Source organism: Virgibacillus siamensis (assembly GCF_900162695.1).
GTDB classification, from domain to species: Bacteria; Bacillota; Bacilli; order Bacillales; family Amphibacillaceae; genus Lentibacillus; species Lentibacillus siamensis_A.
In genome coordinates, this window is record NZ_FUIH01000007.1 from 15,729 (window position 1) to 28,787 (window position 13,059).

At 39.1% G+C, this 13,059-nt stretch carries 12 protein-coding genes and 1 riboswitch; of the genes, 9 read left to right on the plus strand and 3 right to left on the minus strand.

Annotated elements, in window-relative coordinates; all coding sequences use genetic code 11:
• Window positions 1-5: 5 nt before the first annotated feature.
• On the minus strand, window positions 6-479 hold the full coding sequence (locus tag B1K71_RS03575; RefSeq protein ID WP_077324642.1) for a hypothetical protein: 474 nt from the start codon (window positions 477-479) through the stop codon (window positions 6-8).
• A gap of 672 nt (window positions 480-1,151) precedes the next feature.
• Window positions 1,152-1,252, plus strand: a riboswitch (SAM riboswitch).
• Between the two features lie 99 nt (window positions 1,253-1,351).
• Here B1K71_RS03575 and B1K71_RS03580 point away from each other — a divergent pair.
• The 7 genes from B1K71_RS03580 (at window position 1,352) to B1K71_RS03610 (ending at window position 9,532) form a co-directional block, all read left to right on the plus strand.
• Window positions 1,352-2,401 carry a homocysteine S-methyltransferase family protein gene (locus B1K71_RS03580; protein WP_077324643.1) on the plus strand — a complete coding sequence of 350 codons (1,050 nt, stop codon included), beginning with the start codon at window positions 1,352-1,354 and terminating at the stop codon, window positions 2,399-2,401.
• Between the two features lie 155 nt (window positions 2,402-2,556).
• On the plus strand, window positions 2,557-3,660 hold the full coding sequence (locus B1K71_RS03585; RefSeq protein WP_077324644.1) for a methionine biosynthesis PLP-dependent protein: 1,104 nt from the start codon (window positions 2,557-2,559) through the stop codon (window positions 3,658-3,660).
• Between the two features lie 15 nt (window positions 3,661-3,675).
• Window positions 3,676-4,875 (plus strand): aminotransferase class I/II-fold pyridoxal phosphate-dependent enzyme, encoded by a 1,200-nt coding sequence (locus B1K71_RS03590; RefSeq protein ID WP_077324645.1) that lies wholly within the window; start codon window positions 3,676-3,678, stop codon window positions 4,873-4,875.
• A 277-nt stretch (window positions 4,876-5,152) separates the two neighbouring features.
• Window positions 5,153-5,863, plus strand: a complete 711-nt coding sequence (locus tag B1K71_RS03595; RefSeq protein WP_077324646.1) for an ABC transporter ATP-binding protein — start codon at window positions 5,153-5,155, stop codon at window positions 5,861-5,863.
• Between the two features lie 18 nt (window positions 5,864-5,881).
• Entirely contained in the window at window positions 5,882-6,346 is a 465-nt protein-coding gene (locus tag B1K71_RS03600; protein WP_077324647.1) for a DUF4242 domain-containing protein, read from the plus strand.
• Between the two features lie 186 nt (window positions 6,347-6,532).
• Window positions 6,533-7,597, plus strand: a complete 1,065-nt coding sequence (locus B1K71_RS03605) for an acyl-CoA dehydrogenase family protein (RefSeq protein WP_077324648.1) — start codon at window positions 6,533-6,535, stop codon at window positions 7,595-7,597.
• A gap of 327 nt (window positions 7,598-7,924) precedes the next feature.
• Complete coding sequence (locus B1K71_RS03610) at window positions 7,925-9,532, plus strand: glycine betaine uptake BCCT transporter (protein WP_077324649.1); 1,608 nt, start codon at window positions 7,925-7,927, stop codon at window positions 9,530-9,532.
• 79 nt (window positions 9,533-9,611) lie between these two features.
• Here B1K71_RS03610 and B1K71_RS03615 read toward each other — a convergent pair whose 3' ends face one another.
• Window positions 9,612-10,292 carry a phosphoribosylaminoimidazolesuccinocarboxamide synthase gene (locus B1K71_RS03615; RefSeq protein ID WP_077324650.1) on the minus strand — a complete coding sequence of 227 codons (681 nt, stop codon included), beginning with the start codon at window positions 10,290-10,292 and terminating at the stop codon, window positions 9,612-9,614.
• A gap of 164 nt (window positions 10,293-10,456) precedes the next feature.
• On the opposite strand from B1K71_RS03615, the gene B1K71_RS03620 reads away from it, so the two are divergent.
• Window positions 10,457-11,260 (plus strand): arginase family protein, encoded by an 804-nt coding sequence (locus B1K71_RS03620; protein ID WP_077324651.1) that lies wholly within the window; start codon window positions 10,457-10,459, stop codon window positions 11,258-11,260.
• Between the two features lie 60 nt (window positions 11,261-11,320).
• On the opposite strand, the gene B1K71_RS03625 is transcribed toward B1K71_RS03620, so the two are convergent.
• Complete coding sequence (locus tag B1K71_RS03625) at window positions 11,321-11,662, minus strand: hypothetical protein (RefSeq protein ID WP_077324652.1); 342 nt, start codon at window positions 11,660-11,662, stop codon at window positions 11,321-11,323.
• 143 nt (window positions 11,663-11,805) lie between these two features.
• On the opposite strand from B1K71_RS03625, the gene fabF reads away from it, so the two are divergent.
• Entirely contained in the window at window positions 11,806-13,035 is a 1,230-nt protein-coding gene (gene fabF, locus B1K71_RS03630) for a beta-ketoacyl-ACP synthase II (protein ID WP_077324653.1), read from the plus strand.
• Window positions 13,036-13,059 lie beyond the last annotated feature (24 nt).

The following is a 13,059-nucleotide window of genomic DNA, read 5'->3' on the forward strand; positions in this document are numbered from 1 at the left end:
AGTAATCAATCCTCTTTTTTCTGGAATTTTTTCTTTAGCATTTCATCATACTTATTTAAAGCGTCGGTCACGGCTTTATTCTTTTCGTTCTCTATCTTAGTCTCGACTTGTTTTTTGTATAAATCACTTACAAATAAAGTGAAGAATGAAAAACCTATACTATATAGAAGAAACACGTTAGAATCTATGGAGTTAACTAACCTTTTGAGGAAGGTTATGTTTGTATTAAGCATAGGAGAGAGAACGATTAAAACAATACTAAGAATAAATAATACATTCTTTGCTATCTTTCGTAAGATATGTTGTTCACTATCTTTCTTCAAAGGGTTATCTAATAAACTTGAAATACTCATTAACAACGCACCCAATGAAAAACCGAATATGGAAAAGTCCCCAAGTGTTATGTATCCCAACGAATAAAGAGGTGCACCAAAAATAAATATTATCCCCAATACTAAGATGATTCTTTGTTCCTTCAAGTCCTTAACACCTTCTTTCGTACTAAGACATAAAAGAATAATATGCTACAAATTTCACACTTATTTATATATTCAGTTTACATTATTTAGAAGGAATATTGAACATAAAATTAAGGTTGCAAAACAATTAAAAATCTACTATAATGAAACTTGTTCGTTAATCGTATGAATAGTGACGAAAAGAAAGCCACAATTGACGTTTGAATATACGGTCAAATCACGGTTTCTTAACGATTATTAAATTTATAAAATTGAAAGCACGACTCAAAATCGTGTTCCTTCGGGAGTGTCGGTTCGACCCCGACCACCGGTATCCTATAGACGATGATATGGCGATGTTTATTCGGAAAATAATCCGATTGGACAATCGTCTTTTTTTTGCGTTAATAAGGATAAGCATTTTAAATCGATTAAAGTTTGTCTATTAATTTATTGGACTTTGGAGGATGTATGGAATGATATTCAAGTAAACAATAGATTCAGGTGATTTCCATCGTCCTGAGATGGAAAGGTTCCAAATAAAGTGGAGCACCGTCTTCATGCTACCGAGAAAGCGGCTTTGAACGGCAACTCAAATCATTGAACCGGCTGTTTTGTTGCATTAAAAAATTTTCTTGACTTTTAAAAATACTGCGTGTATTGTATATAGTAATCAATAATTGAATACTGAAACTCTTATCAAGAGAGGCAGAGGGACTGGCCCTGTGAAGCCTCAGCAACAGACTTTTTAGTACTGTGCTAATTCCAGAAAGCGTGAAGCTTGCAGATAAGAAGAGTATTGAACACACGGCAAAACCCTCTTCTTATTTCAGAAGGGGGTTTTTTCGTTATTTAATTCACTGCGACAACTAAATTCAAAAGGAGGAAATGTTATGAAGCGCAGTTTGGAAGATCGTTTAAAAGAAGGTACCGTAATTGCAGGGGAAGGCTATTTATTTGAATTGGAACGCAGAGGATATTTGCAGGCAGGTTCGTTTGTTCCTGAGGTGGCTCTTGATAATCCTGAGGCATTAAAACAGGCATATCGGGATTATATGAATGGCGGTTCTGATGTTGTATTGGCTTTTACATATAATGCTCATAGGGAAAAAATGCGTATTATTGGAAAAGAAGATTTGCTGGAACCCTTAAACAGAAATGCTATTCGCCTTGCAAAAGAGGTTGCCAAAGAGCATCCAAAAGAAGAAGCGTTGGTGGCAGGGAATATATCGAATACCAATATCTTTAATCCGGATGATCCGGAGTCAAAGGAAAAGGTTAGAAATATATTTGCAGAAATGGTTACATGGTGCAAAGAAGAAGGGGTCGACTTCATCAATGGTGAAACATTTTATTACCATGAAGAGGCGCTAATAGCACTGGAAGAAATTACTAAACAAAGTTTGCCGGCAGTCATTACATTCGGGTTAATGGGCGAGAACATTTTACGGGATGGATACACTGTGGAAGAGTCCTGTAAAATACTTTCCGAAAAAGGAGCATTGGTCGTTGGTATGAATTGTTTCCGTGGTCCTGATACCATGCAGCCGTATCTTGCCGCCATACGAAACAATGTTGACGGTTATGTCGGCGGTTTGCCTATCCCATATCGTACAAATGAAGAACACCCGACATTCTTTAATTTGCCTGATGGGGGCTGCAGCTGCCATTTACCTACAGAAACAACATTTCCGACTGCTCTTGATCCGCTGTACCATAACCGTTATGAGCTGGCGGAATGGGCAAAAGAAGCAAAAGACACAGGTATCAACTATATTGGCCTATGCTGTGGTGCTTCACCGGCGATGCTGCGGGCCGTGGCGGAAGCTGTGGGTGTTGAAACAGTAAATTCCAGATACTCCCCTGATATGGAGAAGCATTTTCTATTCGGGACAGATAAAACACTTCAAGCGCATAATTTAAATTATCGATTAAAAGCATAATTGATTAACAATAACATCTTATCAAGAGAGATGGAGGGATTTGTCCGGTGCTAAATCCAAAAGGTTAATGCTTCCTTGATGATAAGAAGAACGTTTTCATTTTTGGGCCTTCTTCTAATTGGAGGTCCTTTATTTTTTCCAAAAGGGTGAACAATATGTCTGCAAAAAGCATTGAAACCAAATTGGTGCAATTAGGAAATAACAGTGATGGAGCTACAGGTGCTGTAAATCCACCAGTGTATCTTTCAACAGCATTTCGCCATGAAGGGGTTGGCAAGTCCACTGGTTATGATTATAGCCGTACCAAAAATCCAACACGCGCCATTCTGGAAAATGGGATTGCTGAGTTGGAAGCGGGTGACAACGGCTATGCCTGCAGTTCGGGAATGGCTGCTATTCAGTTGGTTCTTTCCCTTTTCCGTTCCGGTGATGAACTGATTGTTCCGGAAGATATCTATGGAGGAACATATCGCCTGCTTCAACACTATTCGGATGTTTATGATATTCGTGCAATATATTCAGAGTTTTTGAATGTGGATGTAATAAGGAAGTTAATAACTCCCGCAACGAGAGCACTTTTTATCGAAACACCGACTAACCCGCTAATGCAGGAAATAGATATCAGCCAATATGCAGCACTCGCTCATGAGTACAATTTACTGCTTATCGTTGATAATACATTCTTAACACCCTACTTTCAGCGGCCAATTGAGCTGGGAGCTGACATCGTCATTCATAGTGCCACAAAATATATTGGCGGCCACAATGATGTGCTGGCTGGTTTGGTTATTGCTAAAGGTGAATCTATATGTGAAAAGTTATCCGAAATCCATAACGCTTCCGGCGCGGTTTTGTCCCCATTTGATTCATGGCTGACCATCAGAGGACTTAAAACACTTGCACTAAGGATGAGACAGCATGATGAAAATGCCCGGAAAATTGCTTCCTATTTATCAACTGAGCCGATGGTTGCTGATGTATTATACTCTGGCAAAGGCGGTATGCTTTCATTTCGTCTCCAGAAAGTGATTTGGATTGAGCCTTTCTTGGAAAACCTGGAGCTTATTTCATTTGCAGAAAGCCTTGGAGGTGTAGAAAGTTTTATTACCTATCCCGCAACTCAAACTCATGCAGAAATTCCAGAAGCGGAACGAACCCGCCGCGGAGTTGACAATCGGTTATTGCGCTTTTCCGTCGGCATTGAACAAACCGAAGACTTAATAGCAGACTTAAAACAAGTATTTTCCAAAATTAAATAGAGAGGAGAATTGGATATGAGTACGAATAAAAATCATCTGGAAACAAATCTGATCCATACGTCATCAGGATTGGACGTTGAACAAAAAACGGGTGCTGTTAACGTGCCAATCTATTTATCATCAACCTATCACCAGGAAACGTTTGATGATTTTGGGCCGTATGATTACAGTCGTTCCGGTAATCCGACAAGGCAGGCATTGGAAGAAAAAATAGCTGAACTCGAGGAGGGTGTGAGGGGATTGGCGTTTTCTTCCGGAATGGCAGCTATTTCAACAGCTTTCATGCTTTTATCTGCAGGTGATCATGTCCTGGTTTCCAAGGATGTATATGGAGGCACCTTCCGTTTTGTTACAAAAGTATTGTCCAAGTTAAAAATTGAACACACTTTTGTTGATATGACCGACCTTAGTAAAGTTGCAGAAGCAGTTGAAGAAAATACAAAAGTTATCTACATCGAAACACCCTCAAACCCCTGTATGAACATTACGGATATTAAAGGTGTCGTGGAAATTGCCAAGGCAAATAACTGCTTAACATTTCTTGATAATACTTTTATGACCTCTCTTTATCAAAAACCAATTAACATCGGGGTAGATATCGTGCTGCATAGTGCCACCAAATTTTTGTCTGGCCATAGTGATATTATTGCCGGATTAGCAGTAACAAAAAATGGAGAACTTGGTGAACGATTAGCCTTTCTGCAAAATTCATTCGGATCTATATTAGGTGCGCAGGATTCCTATCTGTTGCTGCAGGGAATTAAAACGCTTGGAGCGCGCCTGAATTCTTCATCCAAGACAGCTCTCGATATAGCCGGTTATTTAAATGAACATCCTTTAATCAATATGGTGTTTTACCCCGGCTTATCTTCACACCCGGGGCATGGCACTCACTCCAGGCAGTCCACAGGTTCGGGAGCGGTTCTATCATTTGAAATCGCCGATGTAGTTGAAGCCAAAACGTTTGTTGAACACATTCGCATTCCTATTTTCGCTGTGAGCCTTGGAGCGGTTGAGAGCATCCTTTCGTATCCAGCGAACATGTCACATGCCGCAATGCCAGAGCATGAACGTGAAAGCAGAGGTATAAGTAATGGATTATTCCGGTTCTCTGTGGGCTTGGAACATGTGGATGATTTGATCGCTGATTTGGATCAAGCTCTGCAGACAGCGTATGTACGGGAGGAAGAAACAGTTGGAGTGAGGGGCATTTAGTTTTCTTTGCACTGCTTCAAATCAAAATTGACAAACAATATGCTATTATTTCTGAAATAAGAGGTAGTATATGTGAAAACCTTTTTAAGTTACGGATTTAAAAAGGTTTTCAATTATTTAAATACTAAGTTGTTTTTTTTATATTAGATATTATAAAATAACACACATATAAAACCAACTAAATTGATAGGTATTTAAGGGATAGGGGGGATATATTGAATGAAATGCCGGTCATCAGAATAAAAGCTATGAAAATAAAGGGAAATCAGAACAAGTATTGAACAATATTAACCTCAAAATCAGTAAAGGAGAGACCATTGCCATTTTAGGAAAAAGTGGTTGTGGAAAAAGTACCCTCCTTAATTTAATTGGGGGATTTTTAACAACGGATGCTGGCCAAATTTATTTCAAGGGGGATAAAGTAACGAAAGCAAGCAGAAAAATTGTGATGTTGTTTCAGGATTACGGCCTTCTGCCATGGCGTACTGTATTAAAAAATGTGGAGTTAGGTTTGGAAAATACAAATCTGTCATCCAATCAGCGTTGGGAAAAAGCACTCTATTATTTAAATATGGTCGGCTTGGAAGATAGGCTTGATCGGTTTCCATCACAATTGTCGGGTGGAATGCAACAACGTGTAGCCATTGCACGCGCTCTCGCAATTGAACCGGACCTACTTTTAATGGATGAACCATTCGGTGCTTTGGATACATTTACACGTTATTTTCTGCAGGATGAATTATTGAAGATTCAAAGGCAAGCTGAAACTTCGGTTATTTTAGTTACCCATGATATTGATGAATCAATTTACCTGGCTGACCGTGTCATTATTATGGGGTCAAATCCTGGTCAAATCAAACGGGAGGTACCAATCCATACATATAAGCCAAGGGATAGGAGCGGAGATGACTTCCAATATTTCCGGAAACTTATCTTAAATGAGTTTGAATTGATTCATTCTAAACCTCCAATTGAATTCAATATTTAAACAACAAGGGGGAGAAAGATGAAAGGTAGAAAAATAGTACTGATGAGCAAAGAGAAGAATAACCTTATTGAGGTTCAGGTTTCTAAAGATTTTAGCAGAGTATTTTTTATTTTTGAGGCAGAGAATAGTGATAAGCTGCAAGACGCTTTAGCTCAAATAGAGGTTAATGTTGAATTAGTAAAAGAAGTGAGATTGGTTGGTAAAGAATTAGAAGAAGTAAAAAAACAAGCCGATAAAGTAAATTACCTGGTGGAATGGAATTTACCTGAAAGTCTAACAATGGATAAATATTTAGAACGTAAAAAGAAAAACTCTGTACACTATGCAGAAGTTCCAGAAGTTTCGTTCTCAAGAACTTATGTATGTGAAGATATGACAAAATGTCTATGTTTCTATGATGCACCGGATGAGCCTGCTGTAAGAAGGGCACGAGAAGCAGTACAAACTCCAGTTGATTCGATCACTGAAATTAACAATGACTAATATGATTAATTTCCTGAAGATCTCTTATTATCATGAGAGATCTTCAGTTTAGTTGGAAGATTGGAAAGTATAAAATTTTCTTACTGCATAAGTGCAACTAAGGCTTTTGCCACAAAGGCCTGGCGATAAGCTAGTTTTCTAATACATGAAGCATCACCATGTCTCATTAAAAGGGGAAACTAATATATGGTTGTAAAAGAAGAAACAGGAATTACAAGTACCTTAGACATTGTGATTCAAGAGAAATTAAAACCTTTTGTCAGAAGAATTGATACTGAAGCCTATTATGCCGAGGAATATTTAACGGGGTTGGGTGAAATAGGTTTGTTGTGTTCTGATGGTATTTCAACCAGTGAACTATTGGAGCAGGAATTATTTGTTACGGAAAAGACAGCACAATATTGTATGACTACTGCATTTAATTTATGGTGTCATCTTGCTTCATTAACCTATTTACGAAATAGTTCGAATGTGTATTTAAAGAAGGATATACTCCCATCTCTTGAAAAAGGTATTTTTTTAGGGGCTACAGGATTATCAAATCCTATGAAATACTATGCTGGGTTGGAAAAGCTGCATTTACAAGCGAAACGTACTGATGGCGGGTATGTGTTAACAGGAAATATTCCTTCTGTTTCGAATTTAAAAGTTAATCATTGGTTTGCAGTTGTTGCTGCTTTAAAAGAAGGTCAGCAGGTGATGGCCTTTGTACCTTGTAATGCAAAAGGATTAACTTTAAAAGAAAAAGTCGGTTACATGGGGGTAAATGGCAGTGCGACATTTGCTTGCAGATTTGCCGATGTATTTATTCCTGATAAATGGATAATCAGTGATAGCGCCGCAGAGTTTTGCGAAAACATCAGGTCAACTTTTGTATTGTATCAAGTTCCACTTGGTCTTGGGGTCACAAATGCGTCCATTCAATCAATGAAAAGAGCACCTCAAAAACAAGGCGGGGTTAATACATTTTTATCGATTCAACCCGAGGAGATAGAGCAGGAATATCTGCTTATTAAGGATAGGATAGCCAAACTACTGGAGCACAATAATCTGGATTGGAAAGAAGTCTTGCAAATCAGATTAGATATTGACAAACTGACAATTAAAGCAGTACACGGGGACATGTTACATTATGGTGGCGCGGCATACCTGCAAAAGAGTAATTCGGCAAGAAGATTAAGAGAAGCCTATTTCCTGATTAATTTAACACCGACCGAAAAACATTTGGAAAAATTGTTGGCAACGACTTGAATGAAAAGAAAACAAACAGAACGCCTTTTTAAATTTCAAAATGCGTATAGAAAAAAGCCTAAACCGTTGATAGACAAGTGGTTGGGCTTTTTTATGTGATATACAACTGCTTTATAGAAGTATATTTTGTATTATACACCAGGTCTTTTTTGGTAAATAATTCTTGGTAATATGAATATCTCTCCGCTGAAATCAACATGATTGATTTCAAGTGTCACGATGCTTTCAGCTATTGAACCAATACATTAAGCATTTTTAGGTACCTATTTAAACAATATTTATATTATCTTCGGTTTTGGAAAAGCTATGCCTGAAGAAGGTGATATATTGAAGCAGGTTACTTACGTTTATTGGATAGGTATGATTATCGCGGTTATTTTTGTGATCTGGGGTGTTGTTTTTCCTGAAAACATCACTAGCGTTATGGAAAGTTCAAAGGCTTTTCTATTGGAAAAATTCGGTTGGTTTTATCTGCTGTCAGCCTTGGCTTTTTTGATATTTGCGATTTATTTGGTTTTCAGCAAGTATGGAAAGTTAAGATTAGGCCGTGATGATGATCGACCAGAATACAGTCGCGCGTCATGGGTTGCAATGTTATTTAGTGCTGGAATGGGGATTGGTCTGCTCTTTTATGGGGTGTCAGAACCAATTGCACACATGACCAAACCGCCCTTTGGAGAGGGAGGTACAACGGAATCAGCAAAGATTGCTCTTCAGTATACGTATTTAAATTGGGGGGTTCATGCCTGGGCCATTTATGCCGTTGTAGCATTGGCACTGGCCTACTTTAAATTCAGGAAAGATGCCCCTGGGTTAATGAGTGCTACATTGTATCCCATTCTTGGTGAAAAAACAAAAGGGCCCATTGGTATTACCATTGACATCATTGCAGTATTTGCCACGGTGTTTGGGGTGGCTGCTTCGCTGGGACTCGGTGCAGCACAGATTAACGGGGGGCTAGCTTATTTAACAGGAATTCCGAACAGGTTCTGGATACAGATTATTATCATACTGGTAACAACTGGATTGTTTATACTTTCAGCAAGTACAGGTATTAATAAGGGGATCAAATATTTAAGCAATGCGAATATGGGGCTTGCAGTAGTATTGTTTATTCTCTTCTTATTTCTTGGCCCATTACAATTTGTCATTAATCTATTGATGACAACAACCGGTGGATATTTGCAGAATTTGCCGTTTATGTCTTTTCGGATGGCTCCGTTTAATCAGGAGAATGCAGCATGGCTTCAAAACTGGACAATCTTTTTCTTTGCCTGGTGGATAGCCTGGGCTCCGTTTGTCGGTACTTTCATTGCCCGTATTTCAAAAGGACGGACAATCCGGGAATTTATAGTTGTCGTCATGATTGTGCCGACAGCTGTCTGTATATTATGGTTCGGTGTTTTCGGAGGTACGAGCATTTATTTCGATTTGTTTCAGGGGACAAATATTGCAGGTCAAAGCTTGGAGACTGCCCTGTTCGCAACTTTCAATGAGATGCCATGGAGCGGTGTCTTATCCACCATTTCCTTATTTTTGATTGCCACATTTTTTATCACATCAGCTGATTCGGCCACCTTCGTCTTAGGCATGCAGACAACAAATGGCAGTTTAAACCCGCCCAATTTTGTTAAAGTGAGCTGGGGATTATTTCTTGCGGCATCTGCATTGATCTTGATGGGAAGAGGCGGTTTGAGCGGACTGCAAACAGCAATTATTGTCAGTGCTTTACCGTTAACAGTGGTCCTGATATTGATGAGTTTTTCCATGCTGAAGGTTTTGGGAGAAGAAGAAGTTGAAGAAAAGAGACTTGAAAAGAAACTGGAGAAAATCCGGCAGAAAAAGAAAAGAAAACAAACAGAGAGGAATCTGCAGACTGAATTTGGGGCAGATCAGGATATTAAGATAAAAAGTACCAGAAAGAAAAAAAAGTAACACGATGGCTAAATTACTCAAAAAGCTCATAAACCTTGAAACGACAGGGGTTATGAGCTTTTATCATCTTAAGGTATCTTTATAAAAACATCTTCTCCAAATCTAACGGCTCAATATACTCCCCGTCTTTATAAGCTCGCATATTACCACCGGAAATCTCATCAATCAGAACAATTTGTTTATCTGCATCGGTGCGTCCGAATTCGAATTTGATGTCATATAATTCGATGTCTTTTTTGGCAAGTTCTTCTTTAACCACATTCCCGATTTTCTGGGTAAGTTCTTTTAGCACTTGGTATTCGTCTTTGGATAAAATGCCAAGCATGTCAAGAGCATCTTCACTTATCGGAGGATCTTCGCGCGCATCGTCTTTCAAGGTAACTTCAACGAAAGCGTCCAGTTGCTGGCCTTCCTCAGCATAAAGACCATATCTGCGTAAAAAGCTTCCAACAGCCCGGTATCGGCATATGACTTCGAGGCCGTTGCCAAATACTTCTGCAGGTTTAACGGTCATCGTTCTCTGCTCGATATCAGCATCTATATAATGCGTTGGGATGCCTTTTGCTTTTAATGTTTCAAAAAAATATTTGGTAAGTTTCAGGCCTGCTCGTCCAGCACCTTCCATGGACAGGCCTACTGTATTTGCGCCGGGATCAAAAACACCGTCTGTACCTGTGACATCATCTTTAAATTGAAGCAGGTAGTTTCCGTCTTCCAGTTCATAGACATCTTTCGTTTTTCCAGTGTACTTAAGCTCCATGTCAAATCTCCTTTTACATGTTATATCGGTCTATAATTATCATAATGATAATATAATAGAAGTACAAGTACATATACAAGTGGTAACTCTAGCGATCATGATCATCAGAGTGATAGAATGGATATGTAAGAAAATTATATAAGTTTGTCTGGAGGAAAATAAAAATGGAAAGTAATGTAACCTTGTTGAACTTTGATGGGGCATACACTAAACAATCTTTCTACCGGAATGGCCCTTATAACTGGATTGAACTTGAATCGATGCCAAATACCAATCTGTTTTGTGAAAAAGATAATTTAAGGCATATTGACGATAAACTGCTGCAACGAAGACCAAATAACCTTCATTTTATCGGCAGTGGAAACTATCATTACATTTCGTATGTGCTGCAGTCAAGGATAGAGAAGCCGTATACATTAATTTTATTTGACCATCATACTGACACACTTCCAAGTCCCAGTGAGGACCTGATCTCCTGTGGTTCCTGGGTACTGAATTCCCTTCAACAGCTTCCCATGCTTCAGAAAGTATTTATTATCGGTGCTGGCGAGGATGCGCCGGAACATATCCCCTCATCTTTTAAAACAAAAGCAGTTACGTACGAGAAAAATTTATTTCCATTAAACTTATCTCCCATAATAAAATCTATTTTAAACAATATACCGACGGATTCCGTTTATGTCAGTATCGATAAGGATGTGTTGGACAAAAAAGATGCTGTAACAGGTTGGGATCACGGGACATTACGGTTGAAACAAATGATGAAAATGGTAAAGGCCATTTTTCGCAACACTACTGTTATTGGAACCGATATTTGCGGGGAATATCCGGTTAATCCGGCGAATGAGCACCAAAAACAAACGAGAGACGTGATCGAAACGAACAATCGCACAAATCGGTTTATCCTTGAATGTATCAAACGATGGGCAGGTTCTGACCGTAAAACTTCTGCATTATTGAATGCTTAACGTCATTGGCAGGGACAGGTTCATTGGCGTCAATAACGAAACTGTCCTTCCGTTTAATTTCTAAGCATCATATCCCTTTAAAAATTCGATGTCTTCATTTGATAAAGGGTGATTGTTAATCTTTAATCTTCCGCTGTTTGTTCTTTCCAGTACCACTTTTCCATCCAGGAATACTGATTCCGGCAATACATATGGGATATCATGCCCCACAAGTTTTCCTTCATGATTATAAAACAGATACCCTTCTTTTTTGTCGTATATGAAGGAGTTAATTTTCATATTTGGCGTAATCAAAAGCGTTATTCTTTCATGATCGTTCCACATTACTTTTATAAGGATTTTTTTCTTGAGCTTCTTTTCAGCTAAATCTTTCAAAGCGCTTAATGAAGTCGTTTTTACCATTGTTTTACCTCCAAGCTGTTTGTAATATTATCTTATTATTTTTCAATCGCTGGTACAAGAATCGGTTCTCCCTATTTTCTGAACATATTGTGTTAAGATGTAAACATGAAAGACACGTCATTCATTTGAAAAGGAGAGTAAGCTTGAAACGCAGAGTTGTTGTAACAGGATCAGGTGTTATTTCACCATTGGGAAATGATGTGGAGACCCTTTGGAACAATATTAAAAAGGGGAAATCCGGCATTAAGCCGCTGGAATCGGAAGAATATCAGGACATCAGCACCAAAATTGCCGGCTATATCGATGATTTCAATCCGGAAAAGTTTCTCGAAGCAAAGGAAATAAAAAAATATGATTTATTTACGCAATACGGGCATGCTGCGGCAATGCAGGCACTGGAACAGTCAGAACTTGATTTGGAATCAGTGGACAAGGATCGTGTCGGTGTTTACATCGGCTCCGGAACCGGGGGACTGCAAACACTGTTAAGTAATCATGAAACGATGCTGGAAAAAGGTACAAGACGGGTATCACCTTTCCTGATTCCAACGATGATTAATAATATGGCTGCCGGTCTGGTGGCGATTAAAACAGGCTTCCGCGGACCAAGTTTTGCGACTGTATCTGCTTGTGCAACGAGTAATCATGCTATTGGTGAAGCTTATTTAAATATTGCCCATGGATACACTGATGCAATTCTGGCCGGCGGTGCAGAGGCAACCATTACACCACTTTACTTTGCAGGCTTTTCCAAAATGCGTGCCATGTCAACTAAGAATGACATACCTGAAGCAGCATCACGTCCGTTTGACCGGCATCGGGATGGGTTTGTTATGTCAGAGGGTGCTGGTGTTTTATTTTTGGAAGAATATGATCATGCAAAAAAGCGTGATGCTCCTATTCTCGGGGAAATAATTGGCTATGGGAGTACAACGGATGCGTATCATATAACCGAACCGGACTACCGGGGTGCTGCAAAAGCAATGAAATTGGCCATTGAACGTGGAGACATTAAACCGGAAGACGTTGATTATATTAATGCCCATGGGACAAGTACGCCGGCTGGTGATGTTTCCGAGACAAAAGCGATTAAAGAAGTTTTCGGTGCACATGCATATCGCCTTAAAACAAGTTCAACCAAATCGATGCTCGGACATATGTTTGGTGCGGCGGGTGGTGCTGAAGCCGTTATTACGCTAAAAAGTATGGCGGAAAATATGTTTCCGCCGACAATGAATCTGGAGGAACCGGATTCGGAATGTGACTTGGATTATGTTGCGAATAAAGCAGTTGAAGGCAACATTAACATTGCCCTATCCAATGGATTTGGATTCGGCGGTCATAATGCAGTAATTGCTTTTAAAAAAATATAACATCATGAAACTTATACAGAGGAG